Origin of the sequence: Nonomuraea sp. NPDC051191 (genome assembly GCF_044455665.1) — a bacterium.
Classification (GTDB): Bacteria; Actinomycetota; Actinomycetes; order Streptosporangiales; family Streptosporangiaceae; genus Nonomuraea.
The window spans coordinates 22775-44798 of record NZ_JBITEZ010000009.1 but is presented as its reverse complement, the minus strand read 5'-3'; the positions used below and the strand labels follow the sequence as shown (position 1 = coordinate 44798).

Below are 22024 nucleotides of genomic sequence, written 5' to 3'. Positions count from 1 at the left end.
GGGCCTCCCTCAGTTCTCTCGGCGCCAGTAGGCGCCATAGCCGTCGATGTCTCGAATCTCGTCCTCGATCCCGTGCCTGTCGCGGAAGTCGTAGACGGCGTCGCGGCAGGGTTTGAGGAAGTAGTCGTCGACGATGACGAAGCCGCCGCGGGAGAGCTTGGGGTACAGGTGCTCCAGCGCGTCCATCGTCGAGTCGTACAGGTCGCCGTCCAGCCGCAGCAGGGCGAGCCGGTTCATCGGAGCGGACGGAAGGGTGTCCTTGAACCAGCCCGGGAGGAAGCGGACCTGATCGTCCAGCAGTCCATAGGCGCGGAAATTCTGTTGCACCGTCTCCAGCGGCACGCCGATGAAGTGGTTGAACTCGTGGGTGGCGAGCCGCGTGTCGTCGGGGTGCGCGTCCGGCGTGGGTTCGGGCATCCCCTGGAAGGAATCGGCCACCCACACGAGCCGGTCCTCTATCCCCCATGCGGCCAGTACGGCTCGCATCATGATGGTGGTGCCCCCGCGCCAGACGCCGGTCTCGATGAGATCGCCCGGGACGCCGTCGCGGAGCACCCGCTCGACGCATTCCTGGACGTTGTCGAGCCGGCGTAGCCCGACCATGGTGTGGGCCTTGCTCGGCCAGTCCAGACCCGCGCTGCGATTGACCCGGTCATAGGTGGAGCCCGGGCTCCAGTCGCTGGGCACGGGCGGGTCCTCGTAGATGACGTTGGTCAGCGTCTTCTTCATGAGATCCAGGTACAGCCGGGCGGCCCGCTCCTCGGGCGCCGCGGTCCAGCCGAGTTCGGTGAGCACCAGAGCGGCGCACTCCGCGGGGTTCTCCATCGTGAAGAAATGTCCTCGCCCGTTCACGCGGCACATGCGCACCGGCCGGTCGACCGCCAGTTCCCAGTCGGCGGGATCGGTGTCCATCGTGATGGGATCCGCCGAACCCGTCAGCACGGTGACGGGGCAGTCGAGCGGGCCGGTCGGCGGCGTGTAGCGATACTCCGACAGAAGCAGGCCGTCGCGGCGGACGAGCTCCGCGAAGTACTCGGCCGCCTCCCCGTCTCGGGCGATCTCGGGCGGCAGGCCGTCGAGCCGCTCAAGGAAACCGAGGGCCCCCGCGCCTTCGAGCGGCTCGTCCGGGCGCGTGCCCGGCCGCTGCCGCGGGGCGGGACATCCCGAGACGATCAACCGCTGAGCCGGGGGATGCCCACGTCCCGACAGCACGCGTACGGCTTCGTAGGCGATGAGCGCGCCCATGCTGTGGCCGAGCACCGCCCAGGTCCTGCCGGCCGACTCCTTCTCGATGATGCCGGCGACGTCCTCCGCGGCCTCCTGGATCGACGCGTACGGCGTCTCGCCCGCCCTTGCGCCCTTCCCGGCCAGTTCTATCGGCCGTACCTCCGCGCTGTGCCCGAACGGGCCGTGCCAGCCCGCGAAGGAGCTGGCAGATCCGCCGGCATGGGGAATGCAGAACAGAATGGAATGGAGATGCGTCAATGTCGTTAACCGTTCTCACGGGACGGGCGATGGATCGAGGGCACTCAGCGCAGGCGTACGCCCTGGTCGGCGAATCGCTCCGTCACCTTCTCGATGAAGCTCTCGAGCATGGCGTTGACCTCGTCGGCCGGCCGTACGGGCTCGCTGTTGCAGGTGATGACGTACGTGACCGAGCGCTCGCCCGGAGCGGCCCCGCGCGGCAGGAAGACGTCGCCGACTCTGATGCTGCGCACCCAGGGAGGACCGGCGGCGGTCATCACGTCCAGGACGTCCTGGCTGAGCACCGGGCGGGGCATGACGAAGTCGACCATGCGCTCCACGCCGGGGTCCTCACGGAACGGCGGGCGCCCGGCCGGCTCCTTGCGCAGCTTCCACGCGTCCAGGCGCAGCTCCAGGTAGCAGGGACGGTTGCCGCCGAGGCCGGCGCGGCGGCGCACGTCCGGATGCACCTCCGCGACGAGCCCCGCGTGCCGGCCGTCGAGGAGGATCTCGGCGCCGCGGTGGGGGTGGAGGACTCCGGCCAGCGGATGGGCCGGCGGGACGGGGCGGAAGGCGACGTCGGCACCACAACGCAGCGCGATCTCCTCCACCGCGCCGCGCAGGAAGAACACATCCGTCTCGCCCGGCTTGCCCGACCACTGGTCGGCGGCGCGGCTGCCCAGTGCCACGGCCCAGACGACCTCGTGTTCGCGGCAGAGGCCGTTGTCCGCCGTGGCGTCGGGCTCGAAGACCCGGGTCACCTCGAACAGGCGCACGTCGCCCTGCTTGAACCGCAGATTGGCGCTCACCGCCGCCACGGCCTGCGCCAGGCAGTTGTTCTTCAGCATGGAGTAGCGGCGGTCCTCGGCGTTCAGTATCCGCACGTGCCGGGCCAGCGGCTCGGACTCGGCCGGTGAAAGCAGGCGCAACGTCTCCTTGCCGTAGAAGCCCTCGGTGAACGTCTCGTAGAAGCCGAGGCCGGCGAGGGTGTCGCCGATCGCCTGGACCAGCTCTTCCTTCGGCGTGAGCGGGGCGCCGGGGCTGGCCGGCAGTGGCCGGGCGGGCAGCGTGTCGTAGCCGATATGGCGAGCGAGCTCCTCGTAGAGGTCTTCCGGCTCTTTCACGTCCCAGATGCGCGAGCCCGGCACGGAGAACTCCCCGTCGCCCTCGTGGCGGAAGCCGTACTCGCCGAGCCTGCCGGCCATGTCCGTCAGGCCGAGCTCGACGCCGAGGAAGTCGGAGCAGGTCAGCGGGTCGAGCGCGATGCGCGGCGGTGGGGCCGTCCACCGTACGGGCACGGTGGACGGCCCGTCCCGCTCGGCGGCGCCGGCCTCCTCCAGCAGGCGGATCACCCGGCCGGCGCCCCGAAGGACGGCGGTGGGGTCGCTGCCACGCTCGTATCGCTGCGACGCCATGGTGGAGACCCCGATCGCGGCCGCGGCCTTCCTGACCGCCACGGGATCGTAGGCCGCGGACTCCAGGAGCAGCCGCCGCGTCTCCTCCCGCACGCGGGACTCCTCGCAGCCCAGCATGCCCGCCACCGCGAGGATCTTCTCGTCGTCGGCCACCACGGGCAGGCCGGCGGGCAGCGGTCGGGGCTTCCGCTCCCCGATCAGATGGGCCTGCTCACCGGAGCGGCTCGCACGGATGCGGACAGTGCCGCTCACCCGGTCGGCGTCGAAGACGTGAGTCGGCTGGCCGAGCTCCAAGGCCGCGGCGTTGGCCGCGTCCACCGGCGCCGATCCGGTCAGGAGGTCGCCGGCGGCCAGTCTGGCGGTCACAGGGGCGCCCAGCTCGGCCTTCGCATCGAGAACGGTGAGCGGGGTCAGCGAGTACGCCAGGCACGCCGCCGACTCCACGGCCACCTCGATCGTGCCGTCGCCGATCTCCGGCTCTTCGACCGGCGGAAGCGCCACCGGGAGGCGCAGCCGGGCGCCGAGTTCGGTGGCCACCCCCGCGTAACAGCGGTGGTCGCCACGATTGGCCAGGAACTCCAGCGTCACGTACGAGTCCGAGCCGTCGGATTCGACGCCCTTGACCTCAAGACCGGACTCGTCCAGCGCCGCCCGCACCCGGGCGAGGTCATGGGGCAGCTCCGGCAGGAACGCGCGCAGGCCGGCGAGGGAGAATTTCATGAGACGCCTCGATGCAGGTAGGCCAGCTGACGGTGGTCGGCGGAGTACAGCGACCTCACCTTGGAGATGCCGAGCCATTGCGCGGCCATTCTGGTCGTGCCCCAGCCGAACGCGATCCCGCGCATCCCGTCGCCGTCGAAGCCGAATTCGCGAAGCACCGCCGGATGAATCATCCCGGCGCCGATGATGGTCACCCAGCCGACGCGGTGACAGGCCTCGCACCCGTCGCCGCCGCAGGCCGTGCACGCGATGTCCAGCCCGAGCGATGGTTCGGTGTAGGGGTAGTACTTGGGTTTGAACCGCATCCGCACGCGGTCTCCGTACAGAGCCCGTACCACGAAGACGAGAACTTCCTTCAGATGCCCCAGGGCGAGCCCGCGCTCCAGCCAGAAGCCCTCAAGCTGGTGGAACATCGCCATGTGCGTGGCGTCCACCGCCTCGTTGCGGTAGACCCGTCCCGCTGCGACGATCTTGACCGGCGTCCGCGGCCGGCCGCCCAGCACTCGGGCCTGGATGGTGGTCGTGTGCGAGCGCAGGAGCAGCCCGGCGTCGAGCCAGAAGGTGTCCTGCAGGTCCCTCGCCGGATGGTGTTGCGGGATGTTCAGCGCGTCGAAGTTGTGGTACGCGTCCTCGACCTCCGGCCCGTCCGCGCGCTCGAATCCGAGCCGGCGCAGCACGTCCAGGCAGTGGCGCTCCACCTCCGTGAGCGGGTGCCAGGCGCCACGCCGGGGCACCTGACCGGGCAGGGACAGGTCGAGCCATTCGTGCTCGATCTGCCGGGCGGTCTCCTCCGCCCGCACGCGGCCGGTCTTCTCCTCCACTTCCACGCGCATGCGCAGTTCCAGGCCGTTGAGCATGACCGCGCGTTCCTTGCGCTCGTGCTCAGGCAGCCTCGCCAGCTCGCGGAACTCCTCTTTCACCCGGCTGCGCCGGCCCGTGTGCCGGGCCTGGACCGCCGCCAGCTCTTCTCCGGTGACAGCCTCCGCGAGGTCGGCCGAGAACCGGTCATATATCTCTGCTGCAAGGTCCACTTTCACTCCACAGAACGCACGTCGCCGGCATCGCGGGCCGCGGCCTATACCGTGCCGCGCAATGTCGCGCCGAAATTCCCGGCCAGTTCCTGGGTCACGGTCCGCAACGCCTCCTTGATCTGCTGCGGAGTCAACGGATGGCGGGTCAGGAGGCTCAACGAGATCGTCACGGAGTGCTCGTCCTCGTCCAGCGAAGGCCCGCACCACACGTCCGAGACGGACGAGTCGATCCTGAGCACGTCGGGAAGCGCGACCCCCTCGGCGGCTGCGCAGAGCATCTCCGGCGACACGTCCCGGCGGCACCGCAACGACAGGTCGAACGAACGCACCGCTTCGGGCAGCATGCGCAACTGTGCGAGGTCTCGCCGGAAGGGGCGCACCAGGTCCAGATCAGGAGTCTGCGCGGCCGTGATCGCGCCCATCCTGGCCAGCAGCTCGTCCTCGGGCACCCGCAGCTCGGACGCCAGGGCGTCCAGCGTCACCAGGGCCTTGCGCATGATGTAGCCCTGGGCGCGGCCGGACATCTCGATGTCGTTGGCGTACAGCCGGGCGAGCAGCCCCAGCAGGTCCGCGAGCTTGGCCTGCTGCTCCGTCTCCACGGGCGGGAGCACCCCGGGCGGCATCACGTCGATCACCCACCTGCTGCGGGCCAGGCACGCGGCGAGCGTCTCGACGCCGATCCCGAACCCGTAGCCGACGGTCCGGCCGTCCCATTCGAAGGCGATGAGATTTCCCAGGTCGCGCCATTTGCCGCCGGACTGCTCGATGGCGAAGGTGGCGCCCCGCCCGGTCATCCGGTCCTCGCCGAAGCCCCAGCGGTAGTAGCGACGCGGCTCCTCGTCGTAGGCCAACGGCGTCGTCCAGGCGTCCTGCCAGGCGGTGTGCAGGTCATGGTCGTCGGCCGCCACCTTCAGCAGCACCTGCGAGCCCTTCAGCCCGTGCAGGTCGCTGAAGAACCGCCTGATGGTCTCGGCCAGCGAGTCGAGGGCGGCCACGGGCGCGAGCACCGCGAGCATGTTGAACTGCAGGACGAAGTCGGCCGAGAACGCCTCGCTGAAGGTGGTCTTCAGATTGTGCGCCCTGACGCACGGCTGGGTGACCACGAGCGTGCGATCGCCCAGGACGACGTCACCGCGTAGGTAGGGCTTGAACGCGACCACGGCGGAGTTGGTGAACAGAACGGTCGGGTCGTCGCGCGGTACGGCCGGCTCGGCGGACAGACGCTCGGCCCCGGCTCGGAGGAAGTGATCGGTGAAGCCGGCGGTCAGATCCACAAGGGTCTGTTGTGAACGACTCGCCCGCCGTACATCGCTGTGACTGACTTGGCCTGGCATGGCTGGATCTCCTGGCTTCGGGCCCGTCTCTACACGAGCAGTGCGATTCCTTACGAGCGGTCGGTCTTCGGCGACGGGGCGATGAACAGCGCCGGGTACAGCGCCCACAGATGCCAGAAGGAGATGCCCAGGAAACGTTTGGTCGCCAGATGGAAGGCGACGGCGCCGAGCGCGATCAGACGTCGGTTCTTCCATCGGGCCACCAACAGCGGCAGGAAGGCCGCCTCACCGACGACGGTCGCCACGCTCAGCACCCGCATCAGCGGGTCGTTGGCGCTGAGGCGGTGTCCCTCGGCCGTTCCCAGCACGGCCAGCGAGCCCTTGAGGGTGCCGCCCTCCACCATCCATTTGAGCTTGCCGTGAATGAGCTTCGACAGCCCCGCCTGGCTGTAGATCGAGGCGGCCCCCAATTGCATGGCGGCGAGCGCGAGCGACTGAAGCTGCGACTCCTCCTTCGACAGAGGGCCGGGCGGCCGCTTGTCGACGCTCAGCCACTTCGAGGTGTCGACCGCGGTCGCCGCGCACAGGAACAGGTTCAGGTGACTGTTGTAGTTCCACAAACGCGGATGGAACTGGGCGACATAGCAGTTGAGCGCGGCGAAACCGGCCGCCGCGGAGACCCGCACGAGGGCATGGCGCACGCCGATCGTCCACAACCCCACGGCGGCCAGCGACAGCAGACGCAGCGCGTTGAACTGGAAGGCGCTCAGCCGGACGCCGCGACGGTCCTCCGGTTGGCACGCCTGAAGGGTGTCCTGGTGCTCCTCGAAGAACGACCCGGCGGGCATCTGCACGATCGTGCGGATGACCGCGAGCCCCAGACTCACGCGCGCGAGCGGCAACCGGTCGGCGGCGTCCTCCTGCCCGAAGAGGATCGCCGAGAGCCTGCGCACCATCACCCCACCTCACAGCGGTAGAGCACCTGGTGGTCGTAGAGAGGCCCGTCGTCGGTCATCGAGTAGTCTCCGACGTCGATACTGACCATGATCACCTCTAGTCCGGTGAAACCGCGTGGATGCGTGGGCCGTTCCGATCGCCGCACCTCGTCGTAGTTCGGCCAGGGCCGCGTGTTGAGCCGGTCCAATATCGTCCGGCAGAACCGCTCCTTCACCTCGTCGTCCGTGTTCTCCAGCAGGACGGTGGCGAAGATGTCCACAACCCGGAAGAACTCCAGCGGCATCAGGCCGTAGACCTGGCGGAGGCCGGTCCATTCGTCGCCGTCCCTCAGCCGGATCCGTAACTGGGGGAACCGTCGGGGCAGCGCGCGGTTGAACATGTTGTTGGAGCAGAAGGGCCATCGATTGCGGTCGACGACCGTGTGGAAGAACTGGCCCGCCAGCACCGCGAGCAGGAAGGCCGCCGCCATCGCCGGTTTTCTCCCGACCGGCGCCGACCGTTTCGTCGCCTTGTTCATGGCATGCAGCCGTCCTCTCTGACCGCCGGGTCCAGCACCGTCAGACGCTGCCGCTCGCCGGCGTGCAACACGGCCCGCGCCCCGAAGGGCACGCACATCACGGGGTCGGTGTGGCCCAGCGGAAGCCCGCTCAGAACCGGGCCGCGGAAGCCCCGTGCCGCCCGGTCCACGACGGCCGCCAGTTCGGGGAGCCGGTCCGTCGCGGGATCGGTGAACCGGCCGAGCCCCAGCGCGACGATCTGGTCGAAGACCCCGAGGTGACGCAGGTGGGTCAGCTGCGCCTCCACTTCGCCGACGTCGCTGCCCGCGGTCTCCACCAGCAACATCGCGCCCCGCAGGTCCGGCCAGAAGTCCGTACCGGCCAGCCTCAGGAGGGTGTCGAGATTCGCGCCGATCAGGAAGCCCTCCGCCTCGCCTTCCCGCAGGACCCGTACCGGAGCGGCCCGGTCCTGGCGTCTCGGCCGTTCGTCGTCGCAGTCCCAGGCGAGGAACTCCAGAACCTGCTCCTCGGGGAACGGGATGTCACCGATCGGGCGGGAGTCCGCCACGGTGCGCTCCAGCATCGCCTCGGTGTAGGACAGGCACCCGCCGGACTCCCCCCACTGGGGAAGAAGCTGGGGGCCCATCACGACCCCCACCCGAGCGCGTTTCCAGATCGCCAGCAGGAGCGCCGTGGCGTCGCTGTAGCCGATCAGCAGCTTCGGGTGGCGCCGGATCAGGTCGTAGTCGAGCAGTTCCAGCAGTTGGTTGGCGTTGTAGCCGCCGATGGAGGTCATGATGGCGCGGACCTCGCCGTCGGCGAACAGCTCGTGCAGGTCCTGGACCCGCTCCTCGGGGGTGCCGGCCGTGTGACCGGTGTCCTTGAGCCAGTTCCGCCCCTCACGCACGCGGTAGCCCGCCGCCTCCAGCGCGCCGATCGCCCGGGTTCGGCGCCGGGGGAATCTGGCGGCGTGCGGCATCGAGGGGGAGCAGAGTCCGATCACGTCTCCGCGGCGCAGGGCGTGCGGAAGCAGGGGTGCGGGCGGGCTCGGGTCCGGCTCGTCCACCAGAGCCCGCCTCGTCGAGAAGGACATCGCCTACGACGCGGGGCCTTGGCGGGCGACGAAGAACAGGTTGTTCCCGCGTTCGGCCAGGTCCGGCTCGCTGAGCATGCGACGCTCCAGCTTCAGGATGCGTTCGTAGCTCTGGGGGTCGGACAAGCTCCGGGAGACGCCGGCGCTGGTGCCTTCGAGCTGGGTCTCCTGGTAGCCCGGATAGATGAGCGTCGGGAACCCCGTCCTGACCGGGACGGTCAGTCCGAGCCCGACCAGCGTCTCGTGCAGCAGTCCGGGCGTGAACAAGTGCATGGCCGGCATGTCCGGAGTGAACCGCCCGCGAGCGTCGGACACCGCCGACTCCGCGTCCTCCAGCATGCCGACGTGCAGGTTGAAGAAGGCCGCGTGATAGCGGTTGGGCAGCACCAGGGCCAGCTGGGCGTCGGGCGCCATCAGCGTGGCGAGCTGCCTGAGCACCTCATCGGGATCGGCCACGAAACCGAGCACGTTGTGGAAGCTGATGATCAGGTCGAACCGGTCGCCCGCCAGGTGCCGTTCCACGTCCATCAGATCGCCGTTCACCACGGTGAGACGGTCGAGATAGCCGTCTTCCTCCGCCTTGGCCGTGGCGTGCCGTGTCATGTCGGGGCTGAGGTCGAAGTGCACACAGGTCAGGTCCGGGCGCTCCCGCAGAATCCGCTGGGTCCACCGGCCCGTGCCGCCGCCCGCGTCCAGGAGCCGCCCGCCCACCGGGACGTTGGGAAGCACGTACTCCTGCAGCGCCTCCCAGAGAAGCTGGTCCGACAGCCGCCAGTAGACCTGCTCGTCCACCTGGTCGTAGCCGTCGGCTTTCTTGCGGAAATAGTCGAGCACTTCGTGCTGCGTGGAATCGTGCGCGGGGACGTCGATCAGTGCCATGAGAACTCCGTGTCGGTATTGATGCTTCAGGGCAGGATCTGCTGACCGTTGAATCGCAGCAGCAGCGCCAGGTCCCGGATGTCGTCGTGTTTCATCACCCAGAGGAGGAAGCGTTCGACCCCGAGCCCGAAACCCGATGTACGCAGCGGATGGCGGTCCTTCATGGTCATGTACCAGTGATATTCGTCGGCCGACACCTCGTGCAGGGCGAGCGCCCGTTCAAGTTCGGCGGCGTTGGCGTGCCGCTCTCCCGAGCCGACCGTTTCGCCGATGCCGAAAAGCAGATCGGCGCTCAGCGCCTTGGTGGGATCGTCGGGGTCGAACGCCTGATAGAACGGCACGCTGAGGTGGTCCATATGGGTGACCCATACGTATCCCCCGAATTGCTCCATCAGTTCCCGTTCTCCCGCACGGGTGAGAGTGCGGCACTGCGGTCCCATTTCCCGCACGAACGCCGGATCGTGGCGAAGCCGGGCCACCGCCTCCTCGAACGCCACGCGAGGCAGGGCGGCCGAGCCCGCGAGCTCCTCCAGGTGCTCGACGCCGCCCGCGACGTCCAGAACGGCCTGACGGCCGTGCTCGAGCAGGCCGGCGGCAAGATGGCGCAGGTAGTCCTCCACCACCCGGATGACGTCGTCCAGACCTCCGGCGATCTCGGCCTCGCTGTGGAAGAACTGGCACAGGTGCGTCTGGTCGGCCTGCTCGCCCCTGAAGGAAGGCATGAGGTAGTACGCCCCGCCGGGCGAGAGCCGGCAGCCGAATTCGAGCATGAACTGCATCGAGTCCGCGAGATAGGTCGAAACGCCTTCCAGCTCGACCTTCACCGGCGTGCTGTCGCTGCCGCGGCCCATCGGGCTGGAAATGGAACCCGTCGTGATCGGCACGTTGAGATAACGGGCGCCATTGGCTGTCCAGAAGTCGGTCGTCCGATGGGCGACGATATCCTGGAACAGCGTGAGATGCTGGTACCAGGAATTCTCCAGGACGGCGAGATAATGCTTTGCCGGCTCTGCCCAGGAACGGGGCGCGAGAACAGTCGGTTGTGACATGGCAACCTTTCATGAGGCCGGGACGGCGCTTTTCGGGGGAATGGCGGCTTCCGCGCATTCATCGTGTGTCACCGAAACAGCGGGCGTCCAGCGTCTGCCAAGGCGTGTAGCAGCCATGGCGAGAGATTGCCAGCAGAGCCGGCGTACGGCAGCGGGCGGCAGCGGGCTCGACTTTTCCCAGCTCACGACAGAAAAAGGCCGCCAGCCGGCCCGTCGCTCGATGACCGAGAACGGACCGGCCGGCGGCGGACATCACCCGGCCCCGGCTCGCCGGGCGCGGCCTCAAGTCAGATCAGGGATTCTCCACCCTGACGCGTCGTCCGTCCGGAACCATTGAGGCATCTCAGATCCACGCCACATCCAGATCTCCATGAAGATGTGACGGGGCTCGCCGCCGTCCAGGCGGATCATGGAAACCTGCCGGACGGCCCCCTCCGGAGGGCAGGGCCGCGCCTCCACCTGGCCTGGCACGGTGCTCATGAGCGCGTTCTCAATGACGTGCGCGATCGTGGCCCCCAAGTCGTCTTCCGGCATGAAGGCGTCGTTGTCGGCGCCGGCGTTGTGGTCGTCGGCGTTGTCGGCGTCGGCGGCGGCCTCGGTCGCCGCCGCGATGAACAGCGAGCGGGTGCCGCCTTCGAGAGCGAGACCGTCGGCCAGCAGGCGAACGGTCTCCAAACGGGGCCGATGCACCCGTCCACTTTCCAGATCACGAATCGCACGCACACTCAACGTGGACAGATCAGCCAGTTGTTGTTGAGTGAGCCCGGCCCGAATCCGAAGCTTGCGGAGCAGCGAGCGGAGCGACTCTTGGTGCGGCGAACGCCCGACTGAGAGTTTCATTCCATCCTTCCATGCTCGAAGCCAGGGGTTTGACACCGGAGCGAGGGCCATCCGATCAGGCTTCGGTCAACGGATCGGCCCTGAGCAACGTGTCCATCGCCAGCGAGATCACGTCGGCCCCGCAGTGCGCGACCACCCATCCGGCCGGATCGGCATCGTCGGCCAGCACCGCCTCCAGCAGGGCGCGGGAGCCGCTTTCCACCTGCGGAAGGTCGGCGCCGTTCAGGTACAGGACCAGCGATATCCCGCCGGCGTCACTTCGGAGGTAGGCGTGGCAGACGCTGATCGGGCCTCTGAACGCGGTCAGGGAAGAGCGCAGCCGCTCGGTGTCGAGCGGCGGGCTCCCCGGGATCGTCGGAGCCAAGCGAGCTGTAATCACATACATGACGAAACATCGGCAACGATTATCCGGGACTCAGCCCCAGATGTTTCCGTTTACACCGTCGGCCACGTTCATGACTGCTTTGCCGGCGGGCGCGTGACCGGCCAGGGCCACCACCGCGCCGCCCGTTCCGAGCACGGCCACGGAAACGAGGAGGGCAGCGATCTTCGCGGTGAACTTCGTGGGAAGCTGCATTTTCGATCCTTTTCTGGTGAGGAACTGCCGTGTGGTGCGATCAGTATGCTCAGCGGAATGGACCGTGTTGAAGTGCCGGCGCGTGACCTAAAGGTGTCTGACCTGATTAGGTCTGACCGCCGCACGGGGCCGGCAGCGGGCGACGCCAGGGGCGGATCTCCATGTCGCCGAGGCGGGGTCCGCGACAATGCGATCGGGCTGATGGCGGATCCCGGCCCGGGCGAGAAGAACGCGTCCATGAGGTCGGCCGCCCGCTTCCGCGGTGGGGGCCCAATTGGCGTCTACAACTTCCCCGGCGACGGCGGCCCGCACCTGCCGGTGGCGCGTCCAGACCGCGTCGCGGCCGCCCCGAAGGCTGAGGCGGCGGGTCAGAGCCAGCCCTGTCGCGCCGCGCGCAACCCCGCTTCGAAACGGCTACGGGCGCCGAGCCGCTCCATGATCGCCGCCATCATGCGCCGCACCGTGCGCTGAGACAGGCCGAGGTGATGACCGGCCGCCTCGTCCGTCATTCCTTCAGCCAGCAGCTTGAGCAGGTGCCGTTCCTGCGGCAGCAGCCCGGCCTCGTCCTTGTGCGGTTGCGACCCGATGGGCGTCGCCGCGTTCCAGATCTGGTCGAACAACGCCAGGACGGCGACCACGGTCCCGCTTTCCGACACCTGCACGGCCCCGACCTGGGTATTCGACGCATCCACCGGGAGAAAGGCGACCCGGCGATCGTAGATCAACATCCGGATGGGCAGGGTCGGCACCGTGCGGACCTGCGCGCCCATCTCGACCAGCCATTCCGCGTACGCCAGCGTGGGGCCGTCGTTTCGCATGCTGTCCAGCCCGATCGTGCGAATGTCCACCCCCCGGTCACGGACCTGCCTGTCCAGGCACTTGGCCGCCTCGATCAACTGAGGGTCCTGCGCCCCGCCGGGCATCATGCTGGCCACTTCACAGACGGCCTCGGCCGACAGTCTCTCGATGCGGGCCTGGATGGCATCCATCCCGAGCAGCCAATCGGCTCCAGGACGTTGCCCGTCCTGTTGGGCGTCGGAGTATTCGCTGACGATGGCCGCGATGGCGGACTCGGCCTCGGCGATCTGGTTCTGCTGACGCGCCAGCTCGGCCTGGCGTTGCTGGAGGAGCACCTGCAACCCCACCTGCGGGCTGACCGGCCGAAAGCTGCCGGGAGATTCCCAGGAGGGCAGGAGTAATGCCAGCTCGGCCAGATGATCGAGCGCGGTTCGGACCTGATCATTAGTTGTGGAAAGCTCACTCGCCATCGCCTCGACGTCTAAGTCCTGACGTAGAAGGAGCAACCGGTAAACCTTTTCCGCCAGTGGATACAGCCCGAGTGACACCAGCATTCAGCACAACTTTCGACGACGATTCTCGCAGGGATCACATCATTCTATTGATCGAACAAGCACGAACAACCCCCAAGATTTCCCCGGCAATTGGCTATAATGTGCGCCAGAAGGACGACGGTCCGTGATCGCCCGGACACGAGATATGACGCCGCCCTCATGATTGTCGTAAAGATCGGCCCCTGGTACGACGCCCTGAGCACAGCCGGCCACCCCGCGCCGTAAAAGCACCGGCGCCGGGCGGCCGGCCGGCCCGCCAACAGTTCCGCCTCGTCACTCCTACGTGGAGACGAACGAGGTCTGGCAACCCGGTACGGTCCAGGTCATGCAGCAGACGGTTCTCTCCTGCGCTTCGGCGTTCTCCGCGGCGGGAAGCTCCTGAAGAGCGGCCACATCGGTGGACACGGTCTCACCTCCCTTCTGCGTGCGGGGGATGCAGGGCGAACTCATCGGGCATGAACCACCGGCGGCCACCATGGCGCAGCCGTAGCAGGAACCCGATGATCCCGCCCAGGCCCAGGTTGTAGCTGAAGGGCAGGTCCCGCCCGTCCGCGGCGCGGATGACTTTCCGTCCGTTCGCGCGGACGTGCCCGCTGTGGATACGGGCCGCGTGCTCGGCGGCCCAGGTGAGATAGCGTTCCTCACCCAGCAGGCCGGCCAGGTCGAGCAGCAGCTCGCCGTTCCCCGCGTTGCCGTGACAGTGATCGGGGCCGAGCACCCATCGCTCGTTCCGCACCGCTGTCGCGGCCATCTCCGCCATGCTGAGAAAACGAGCGTCGCCGGTCGTCCGCCACAATCTGGCGAAGAAGGCGCCGATGCCGCCGGAGCCGTTGCACCACCATGCGGTGTCCGGCTCCGGCGCCCCCGCCCGGGTGGCGTCTTTGGGGCCGACCGGCCACCGGACGGCCTCGCCGACCCGCTCGGCCCGGGCGTACAGCGCCGTGCCGCAGGTCTCGGCCATCTCGACGTAGTCGGCCCGGCCGAGGGCATGGCCGGCCGAGAGCAGGAACGTCGCGATGCCCGCGACGCCATGCGCGAAACCGTAGTGCGTGAGACCGGCCAGCTTGGACGCGAAGCCTTCGGGGATCGGCCACACGACTTCGTCCGCCCGGCGTTCGCAGGTCTCCATCAGCCGATCGCCGCACAATTGTGCTCGCGCCCGGAATTCGGGGTCGCCCGTGGCCTGCCAGAGCGCGAGTTGCGCGACTCCGGCACCCGCCGTGCCATGCGTGTAGTCCGGTATGTACCACCGCAGCGGAATGCGCCTGGCATAGGCGAGGGCACGTTCGGCGAGGCCGTCGTCACCGAGGACGCGGGCCGCCTCGTACAACGCCCAGGCGCTGCCCGAGCGGCCGAAGAACAACCCGGGAAGAACGCGCGGCTCGCGCTCCAGCTCCGCGCACAGCCATGCGGACGCCGTGGCCAGAGCGTGCCGGTGTCTCTGGTCGTCGAAGACGCGCACCGCGCCCGCCAGCACCATGATCACGCCACCGGCGCCGGCGTGCACACCGGCGGCGTCCCCCGTACGGTTCTCGTGCCGCACGGGCGGCCAGAGAGGTCCGCCGCCGGGCGTCATCCGCTCCGCCGTGTGGTCCAGCAGGTCACGCAGGAGACCGTCCTGCTCGTCCGGGGTGAGGGCCGCGATGGGCTCGGGCGCGGCGCCGCGGTCGCCGCGCAGAGCGGCTCGCACCCGGTCGAGACCCCACCGCGCCCCCGGCTCCGCCGCCGTCAGGCCGAGGATCACAGGTGCCAGGCGACGTAGGGGGTCGTTGCCGTGCATGGCGGTTCGTACCAGCAGCTCCATGCGCTCGGCCGCCACCCGGACGGGGTCGTCGTCAGCCGTGAGCACCAGGTCGACCCGGGCGCACAGGTACAGCAGGCACGCGCCGAGGCTGTAGAGATCGGCCGTCCGCGAGGCGACCGCCGAGGAGCCGCGTGCCGCGATCTGCTCCGGCGCCGTGTAGCCGGGCGTCATCACCGGCGTGGCCGGGCCCCCCGGCCGGGTCACGAACTCCACGTCCACCAGGCGCAACGTGCCGTCCGGAGTGACCACGACATTGCCCGGGCTGAGATCTCGGAGCACCAGGCCGCTTCGGTGGACCAGCGCCACCAGGTCCACCAGCCGCGCGGCCACGGCCCGCACGTCCGCCGGTCGCGGGCGGCGGATCTCCGTCCCCTGTGACTCCTGTTCCACCCATTTCCGCAGGGACCGCCCGGGGATCTCCTCCTCCGCCAGGAACAGGTGGTGCTGGTACTCGAACAGCGTCACCTTGCGGGGCGTGACGCCGAGTGGCTCCATGAGGTCGAGCATGTCCGCCTCGTGCCGCAACCGGGCGTGCGCGTCCGAGATGTGCGGACGAGCCTCCTTGAGGATCACCCGGTGCCCGCTCCGCCGATCCGTGGCCCGGTAGACGCCGCCTCGGTTGGAGTGCCGGATCGCTTCGTCCACCTGGAACCGGTCGGCGATGAACACCGGCCCGCCGTCTCGCGCCGGCGGCGACGTCATCCCGGGAAACGGCGGCGGCGCCCACGCCGGAGGCGTGAACCGGGCCTCACGCCGGTCCTCCGCCCAGGTGCCGTCGGGGGCCACGAGCGCCGGCACGTACGACCCGTCGTCGTCGAGCCTGGACAGGGCGTCCGTGAATCCCCCGTATCGGTAGTGGACCAGGCTTCCCGGGCAGTAGGGCCGGTCGGACAAGATGGCCGGCCCGGCCTGCCCCGCGACGGCCCCGTGCAACTCCTCCACGAGTACGCGGAAATGTTCGTCGTCATCGGGATAGACGGTGATGAATTTTCCTCCGCCGGACCGGGGAAAACGCATGGACGTCAGTTCTGCGACCTGTTCCAAGCCTTTGGCGAATTTGAAACAGGCCCGTCGGCGCAGCAGCACCTCGGCCGCATTCTCCAGCACCGTCGGCGCCGATTCCGTGGTCGCCGAGACGTGTATCTTCCACCCCTGGAGCCGGCGACTGAACCCCGGCGGTTCCACATAACACCAGAATGACTCCGCGCGTATCTTCCAGCGCTCCGGCGCGGTGATCTCAGCCAGCGGGCCGGACAACCGGCCGGTCAGGTCGCCACCGTTCGCGCTGTTCAGCATCGCCTCGCCACTCCCTTTGTCCAGGGTCGGCCGCCAAGGAATGCCCAGCATAGGCACTGGCCGCGGCGGGCCGTCAAGCTGCCCATGGCGGCAGTTCATCGGCAAACAACGGTCCGGCCTTCAGCAATGTCGCCGGGGTGCGATACAAATGTTCACATGCAGCAGGAGCGCCATTTTCTGGAGAATGAGCAGGGTGTTCCGGCAATCAGCTACGTGCACGGCGAACGGGACGGCCGGCCGTGGGCGCACAAGGTCGAGATCATCGGCCCGCGACCGGCCGTGACGGTCGCCGCGAAAATGCGCGGCTGGTACGTCACGGTCTCCGAAGATTTCGGCGCGGAATTGACGGCCCGCGGTGCCCGCCTGATCCGGCACGCGCACGTGATCTCCTGCGATCTCGGCGCGGCGGCGGCCTGGCCCCCGCGACGGCGCCGGAGGGATTCCGGTTCACGCCCTGCGATCGCGCGCCGGAGGAGGTGCTGCCCGCCTGGCGGAACGCGTTCCCGCCCGGACATCCGGATCATTCTCCGCGTACCGACGAAGAGGTGCTGCGAGAGGAGTTGGCTCCCCTTCTCCGGGGCGAGCTGATCGGCCCGCTCCTGCCCTGCAGCTCACTCGCCGTGGACCTGACGGATCGGGTGGTGGCGGGGGTGGTGGTCAATGACTGGGACGGCCTCTCGTGGGTCGCCAACGCCTTCCGCCACCCTGCCGGCACGCCCCGAGGTCTGGGTCTGACCCTCTTCCGTCACGTCATACAGAAGGCGGCGGCCGACGGCCTGGAATCCCTCACCGCCGTGGTCAGCCAGGCGAACCCGGCGCGGCACATCTGGCCGCGGATCGGCTTCCGTACCACCGAGACGTCCATGACGGTCCTTCTCTGAACCCACCCGTTCGCGGGAAGAGAGCCGAGGCGACCATCTGCCTTGGCGTGACGTCGCCACTCCTGACCGTGGACTTCGCCTCCACGCGGATCCAAGATGACACTGGGCAGCTCGTAAAGATCTCCGGACATCCCGCCACGCTTCCGGCGGGGCCCATCCACCAGAGCGTCAGGTCATGAGAGCTTGGAGGGCGATATGACTCGCCTGACCCCCTTCCGCGAGGGCGCGAACGTACATCCGATCAGCCGGCGGTCCGAAACGGCGGACGTGCCGTGACGATCAGGGCCGCCGTCGTCGGCGGCAGTCCCCTCCATCAGCAGGCCGTGGACGACCTGCTGCGCGACGAGGGCTTCCAGCTCGTCCACGCGCTGAGCCGGGACCCGGTCGTGGACGCGGACGGTGCCCCCACCGACGCGACATGGGAGAGCCTGCTGCTCGACCCGGACATCCGGCTCATCGTCCTGTGCACCCACACGGAGGCGAGAGTCGCCCTGGTCCGGCAGGCGGCCGAGGCGGGCAAGGCGGTACTCCTGCAGGAACCCGCCCCCTCCCCCCAGGAACTGGCGCAGCTCCGGCAGCTGACCCGGCGTGACACAGCGCTGATCGGCGTCATGATGCCGTTCCGCATGGCGGTGCCGGCCGAGGTACGAGCCTGGACCTGGACGGCGACGACCTGCGCGACACTCGAGGTCTCCCGGTCACATCCCTTCGAGGAGTTCCGCAACCCGTTGTGGTTCCGCTGGGGGCCGACGCGGCAGAAACGGGCACTCGCCCGGATTCTCACGCCGTACCTCGATCTGGCCTGTCAGCTTCTCGGCGAGCCGGCCGACACGAGGATCCAGGTCGACGACGATCCGGGAGGGCGGGCCATCGGCCTGGTGAGCTTCCACAACGGCTCGCGGCTCGCCTTCGCCGGCACGACCTGTTCCGCGGTTCCGTCTGAGCGGCTCAGCCTGTTCGACACCGATGCGCGCCTCACGGTCAGCGGCAACACGCTGGTCTTCGAACGCATGGGATCGAGGGCCATGCGGGAGATCCCGCCCGTCCGGGTCCTGCGCGGGCTCGTGTACCAGGAGATCGCCCGTTCCATCGAATCCGGCACGCCGCTGCGGCACTCCACCGTGAACGCGTCCGACGGCCTCGCCGCCGTTCTCGCCTCCTTCGTCACCCTCCACCGCACGCAGGTCCACTCGTGAGAGCAGATCGACGTGTCGCGTTCGGGAGGTCCCGCGCGACGTCACGTCGCCTGCGGTGACGTCGATCTGAGCACCAGGCCGACAGGGCCGCCCGCGGCAGGTTGGCCCAACTGCGTGACCACGAATTGGCTCTGTGCCGATGGTGACGTCCTTCCTAAGATCATTTTTCATGAATCCTCTATCGATGCGCCTCATCGCCGTGGGCGCCTTCGTGGCGATGGCCGCGGCGGCGACTCCCGCGTACGCCGCCGCGCCCGCCGGCGACGCCGTGGTGAACGGCTCCCTGGACAACGGGGTCAAGGGCTGGTGGGCGTCCAAGAACACCCCGATCAAGGTGACCGACGGGCGGTTGTGCGCCCAGGTCCCCGCGGGTGGTGACAACGTGTGGGCCGCGATGATCGGGCAGAGCGGCATCGCGGTCCAGGCCGGACAGACCTACCAGTTGAGCTTCGAGGCGACCGCCACGAGGACGACGAGGATCAGGTCGGTGGTCCAGGGCGGCGGCGAGAAGCGCGCCGCGATCGTGGACGGCTACCCCGAGGTCGGCGGCAGCCCGAAGAAGTTCAGCTACGCGGCCACGGCCAAGGGGTCGGACACGGAGGCCCAGGTGTTGTTCCAGGTGGGCGGCGCTGACGCGCCGTACACGTTGTGCCTGGACAATGTCTCTCTCGTGCCCGTGCACCAGAGCGTCGTGAACGGCTCGCTGGACAACGGGGTCAAGGGCTGGTGGGCGTCCAAGAACACCCCGATCGAGGCGACGGGCGGGCGGTTGTGCGCCCACGTCCCCGCGGGTGGTGACAACGTGTGGGCCGCGATGATCGGGCAGAGCGGCATCGGTGTGGAGGCCGGGAAGACGTACCGGCTGAGCTTCAAGGCGTCGGCGACGCGGACGGTGAAGATCAGGTCACTGGTCCAGGGCAGCGGCGAGACGCACACCGCGATCGTGGACGGCTACCCCGAGGTCGGCACCGGCTCCCGGACCTACACCTACCAGAACACCGCCAAGGTCTCCGACCGGGAGGCCCAGGTGTTGTTCCAGGTGGGCGGCGCTGACGCACCGTACACGCTGTGCCTGGACGACATCCTGCTCACCGACTAGAACGTCGGGCGCAACGGTGCTGCCGCCGGCGAGCTCGGTGGTGGCAGACCCGCCGGCGCCGCCGTTGGAGTCAGCGCGGACCTCGAACTGCGGAAGGAGAACGGCGGCCGGGGCGTCTCAAGTGTCAGGGTGGTGGGCTCCGCGTCGGCCATCATCCGGCACCCCTGTTCGAGGGGGGGCCAGCACCACCGTCAAGTGGGAAAGCAGCACCATCGTTCGCCGGGGCCGCGAGTTCCTACCTTTGAGGCATGAAGAAGATCCTCGCAGCCACCGCCCTGCTGGCTGCTGCCGCGATCGCCGGGGGCGCGATGCTGATCCACAGCAACAGCCGTGAGCCGATGGTGCCCGCTTCGGAGACCACCCGCGGCACGTACCGACTGACCGGAGACGAGCTGGAGGTCGACTCCAGCGGCCCGGTGACGATCACCGTGGTCACCGGGCCGGCGGGCGCGGTCGTGGTCGACCGCAGGCTGCGCTGGACCGGCCCCAAGCGCCACACCGAGTCGTGGAGCGAGCACCGCATGACCATCGACTACGAATGCGGGGGCGGCGACTGCGGCGCCGACTACCGGCTGAGCGTGCCTGGCGGTACCCGGGTCAGGTTCGGCGGCGCGAAGGTCAGCTGCCCGCCCGAGATCGCATGCGAGGAGGCCTAACCGGGTCTGGAGCCGGCCCCAGAGCCAGGAACGGGCACTGACCAGGCATCTGGCGACCCCGTTCCGCCGGGAACGGCTGCCTTCCGGGCGGCGGCCGGGACCGGCCGAATGGCCGCCTCACGTGCACTCCATCGCTTCCTATGGCCCTGACCCAGCATTCGTGTCCGGGGGATGCCATCGCGAAGGTCAGCCCCGGACGTCCACCCCGGGGGGTAGGTCGCCGTGTTCAGCGGTGCTGGGGCTCCACCGGGAGCCACAGTTCGGCGTCGGCCTCCGTCTTGTCCGGCGACAGCTGGATGCGGAGGATCTCGGGGCCGGTGCGGCTGCGGTACGGGTTCGACGGGAACCACTCGGTGAACACGTCCCGCCACAGCTCCTGGATGGCCCGTGGCGCGGGCCCGGAGGTGGTGAAGACCGCCCAGGTGCCGGCGGGGACGGCCAGTGTGGTCGTGCCTTCCGGAGCGGCGGCGGAGGTGATCACGCCGTGGTGGTAGTCGAGCTCATCACCCTCGGCGCGGCCGGGTTCCATGTCGTCGCACACCGCGACGATGCCGTACGGTTCCTGGTCCGACAGCTTCTCCAGGCGTTCCAGAGCCTGCGGATCGATCCTACGGACGAAGTCGATGATTGCCTGGTTCGGGCCCGCGTGCACCAGCGGTACCCGGGCCTTGAACCCGACGACGGTGAAGTCCGCCCTGTCCACGACGCGGTACCGCATGCTGCTGCTCCCTTCGATGGTGAGGCGGAAGGCCATTCGGGACTGGGAGGTGAGCGCGGCGCCGGTACGCCGGGCCTCGCCTGGCCCGATGCCGTGCATGGCACGAAACGCCCGCGCGAACGCCTCACCGGAGCCGTAGCCGTAGCGCACCGCGATATCCAGCAGCGTTTCACGCCCCGCGAGTACTTCGGCGCCCGCCAGGGTGAGCCGGCGGCGCCGGACGTACTCCGCGAGCGGCATGCCCGCCAGCGCGGAGAACATCCGGCGCAGGTGCTGCTCCGAGGTGGCCGCGACGCGTGCCAGCTCCTCCACGTCGAGGGCCTGGTCGAGATGGCCCTCGATGTGCTCCATGGCCTGGTTCAGCCGCTCCAGCATGCGTGCCCTCCTTCCACAGCCTCTGCACGGCCGCCCTGCCGACGATAGTCGTCAGGCACCTCTATCCAGCGCCGCCCCCGTCCCGTCCCAGCCCCTGGCGGATCGCAATCTCCACCAGTGAGTACGCGCCGTCGGCGCGATCCAGTTCGTACCGCGCGGCCGGCAGGAGCGGCGGCTGGGCCATGAAGCGCGGCCGCACCCCATGGTGCGGCTGTGCGGCGTGCACCAGGAACGGATGGCACAGGAAGACGTCGCCCGGGGACCCGGTGGCGAGGGCGAGCGGCCGGTGGTCGGACGCCGCCACCAGATCGGGTGCGAGAGTCAGCCCGCTCGCCCCGTCCTCCCCGTACTTCTCCAGCACCTTCGGCACGTCGAGGTGTGAGCCGACCCGGATCCGGGTCGGGGCGTCCTCCTCACCGACTTCGCTGAACAGGAAGAGCATCAACAGCGCCCGCCCCTGGGAGCGCAGATTCGTGAAGTACCAGCTCTCGCCCTCCGGCAGATAGCTCCCCTCGATGTGCCAGCCCGCGTCGTTCGGCTCCTCCTCGTGGGGGAAGCGCAGTGGGAACGTGCCCAGTGAGTAGCGCGGCTCCCAGCGTCCCGCGCCGACGAGCAGGTCGTACGCATGATGCAGGGCCGGGGAATTGGGTGCGGCCGCGAACGGTCCCTGTGCCATACCGGCCACCCAGTGCACGGGCTGCGTCCACGTGGACGGGTCGTCCGGGTCGCAGCCCGTCTCCCGCCACAGCAGCCGCGCACAGTCTGCGGCCACGCGCGGCGCGACGGCACCCTCCAGCTTCACGAAGCCGTCGCGGAGGAAACGGGATGTCAAGGTCGTGTCGTCCATGCCC

21 protein-coding genes are annotated in these 22024 nt (G+C 68.9%); 5 read left to right on the top strand and 16 right to left on the bottom strand.

Translation table 11 applies throughout. The annotated features are described in order from the left end of the window. Positions 1-9 precede the first annotated feature (9 nt). The 14 genes from ACIA8R_RS25805 to lanL form a co-directional block, all read right to left on the bottom strand. Positions 10-1485 (bottom strand): alpha/beta fold hydrolase, encoded by a 1476-nt coding sequence (locus ACIA8R_RS25805; protein ID WP_397040809.1) that lies wholly within the window; start codon positions 1483-1485, stop codon positions 10-12. 44 nt (positions 1486-1529) lie between these two features. After that, positions 1530-3599: a phenylalanine--tRNA ligase subunit beta gene (locus tag ACIA8R_RS25800; RefSeq protein WP_397040807.1), complete on the bottom strand. Its 2070-nt coding sequence runs from the start codon at positions 3597-3599 to the stop codon at positions 1530-1532. Next, complete coding sequence (gene pheS, locus ACIA8R_RS25795) at positions 3596-4630, bottom strand: phenylalanine--tRNA ligase subunit alpha (RefSeq protein ID WP_397040805.1); 1035 nt, start codon at positions 4628-4630, stop codon at positions 3596-3598. Before pheS ends, ACIA8R_RS25800 begins: the two co-directional genes overlap by 4 nt. A gap of 44 nt (positions 4631-4674) precedes the next feature. Further along, positions 4675-5904 carry an alanine--tRNA ligase-related protein gene (locus ACIA8R_RS25790; RefSeq protein ID WP_397040803.1) on the bottom strand — a complete coding sequence of 410 codons (1230 nt, stop codon included), beginning with the start codon at positions 5902-5904 and terminating at the stop codon, positions 4675-4677. Between the two features lie 110 nt (positions 5905-6014). Further along, positions 6015-6860: a hypothetical protein gene (locus tag ACIA8R_RS25785; RefSeq protein WP_364098899.1), complete on the bottom strand. Its 846-nt coding sequence runs from the start codon at positions 6858-6860 to the stop codon at positions 6015-6017. After that, the gene (locus ACIA8R_RS25780; protein ID WP_364098902.1) at positions 6860-7378 is read right to left on the bottom strand and encodes a hypothetical protein; all 519 of its coding nucleotides are present in this window, start codon (positions 7376-7378) and stop codon (positions 6860-6862) included. Before ACIA8R_RS25780 ends, ACIA8R_RS25785 begins: the two co-directional genes overlap by 1 nt. Continuing rightward, positions 7375-8424 (bottom strand): LD-carboxypeptidase, encoded by a 1050-nt coding sequence (locus ACIA8R_RS25775; RefSeq protein WP_397040801.1) that lies wholly within the window; start codon positions 8422-8424, stop codon positions 7375-7377. The genes ACIA8R_RS25780 and ACIA8R_RS25775 overlap by 4 nt, the downstream gene beginning before the upstream one ends. Before the next feature lie 30 nt (positions 8425-8454). Next, entirely contained in the window at positions 8455-9330 is an 876-nt protein-coding gene (locus tag ACIA8R_RS25770; protein WP_364098908.1) for a methyltransferase domain-containing protein, read from the bottom strand. A gap of 26 nt (positions 9331-9356) precedes the next feature. Beyond that, on the bottom strand, positions 9357-10379 hold the full coding sequence (locus ACIA8R_RS25765; RefSeq protein WP_397040799.1) for an amino acid--tRNA ligase-related protein: 1023 nt from the start codon (positions 10377-10379) through the stop codon (positions 9357-9359). 282 nt (positions 10380-10661) lie between these two features. Then, on the bottom strand, positions 10662-11219 hold the full coding sequence (locus ACIA8R_RS25760; protein ID WP_364098914.1) for a helix-turn-helix transcriptional regulator: 558 nt from the start codon (positions 11217-11219) through the stop codon (positions 10662-10664). 55 nt (positions 11220-11274) lie between these two features. Beyond that, positions 11275-11583: a hypothetical protein gene (locus ACIA8R_RS25755; RefSeq protein WP_397040797.1), complete on the bottom strand. Its 309-nt coding sequence runs from the start codon at positions 11581-11583 to the stop codon at positions 11275-11277. Positions 11584-11634: 51 nt separating this feature from the next. Then, complete coding sequence (locus ACIA8R_RS25750; RefSeq protein ID WP_357700297.1) at positions 11635-11796, bottom strand: hypothetical protein; 162 nt, start codon at positions 11794-11796, stop codon at positions 11635-11637. A 368-nt stretch (positions 11797-12164) separates the two neighbouring features. Further along, entirely contained in the window at positions 12165-13148 is a 984-nt protein-coding gene (locus ACIA8R_RS25745; protein ID WP_364098923.1) for a LuxR C-terminal-related transcriptional regulator, read from the bottom strand. 409 nt (positions 13149-13557) lie between these two features. Then, positions 13558-16248, bottom strand: coding sequence for a class IV lanthionine synthetase LanL (lanL, locus tag ACIA8R_RS25740; protein WP_397040795.1), 2691 nt, complete (start codon positions 16246-16248; stop codon positions 13558-13560). 156 nt (positions 16249-16404) lie between these two features. Between lanL and ACIA8R_RS25735 the strand changes: the two genes are divergently transcribed. The 5 genes from ACIA8R_RS25735 to ACIA8R_RS25715 all read left to right on the top strand — a co-directional run bounded on the left by ACIA8R_RS25735 (position 16405) and on the right by ACIA8R_RS25715 (position 20080). Next, positions 16405-16836: a hypothetical protein gene (locus tag ACIA8R_RS25735; protein WP_397040793.1), complete on the top strand. Its 432-nt coding sequence runs from the start codon at positions 16405-16407 to the stop codon at positions 16834-16836. Beyond that, a complete protein-coding gene (locus tag ACIA8R_RS25730; RefSeq protein WP_397040791.1) occupies positions 16809-17129 on the top strand; it encodes a GNAT family N-acetyltransferase in 321 nt (106 codons plus the stop codon). The genes ACIA8R_RS25735 and ACIA8R_RS25730 overlap by 28 nt, the downstream gene beginning before the upstream one ends. A gap of 272 nt (positions 17130-17401) precedes the next feature. Further along, positions 17402-18325, top strand: coding sequence for a Gfo/Idh/MocA family oxidoreductase (locus tag ACIA8R_RS25725; RefSeq protein WP_397040789.1), 924 nt, complete (start codon positions 17402-17404; stop codon positions 18323-18325). A 169-nt stretch (positions 18326-18494) separates the two neighbouring features. After that, positions 18495-19424: a carbohydrate binding domain-containing protein gene (locus ACIA8R_RS25720; RefSeq protein WP_397040787.1), complete on the top strand. Its 930-nt coding sequence runs from the start codon at positions 18495-18497 to the stop codon at positions 19422-19424. 248 nt (positions 19425-19672) lie between these two features. Continuing rightward, positions 19673-20080 (top strand): hypothetical protein, encoded by a 408-nt coding sequence (locus ACIA8R_RS25715; RefSeq protein WP_397040785.1) that lies wholly within the window; start codon positions 19673-19675, stop codon positions 20078-20080. 226 nt (positions 20081-20306) lie between these two features. Here the strand turns inward: ACIA8R_RS25715 and ACIA8R_RS25710 are convergent, their stop codons facing one another. Then, the gene (locus ACIA8R_RS25710) at positions 20307-21173 is read right to left on the bottom strand and encodes a GyrI-like domain-containing protein (protein ID WP_397040783.1); all 867 of its coding nucleotides are present in this window, start codon (positions 21171-21173) and stop codon (positions 20307-20309) included. A 61-nt stretch (positions 21174-21234) separates the two neighbouring features. Next, the gene (locus tag ACIA8R_RS25705) at positions 21235-22020 is read right to left on the bottom strand and encodes a phytanoyl-CoA dioxygenase family protein (protein WP_364098943.1); all 786 of its coding nucleotides are present in this window, start codon (positions 22018-22020) and stop codon (positions 21235-21237) included. Positions 22021-22024: the final 4 nt, after the last annotated feature.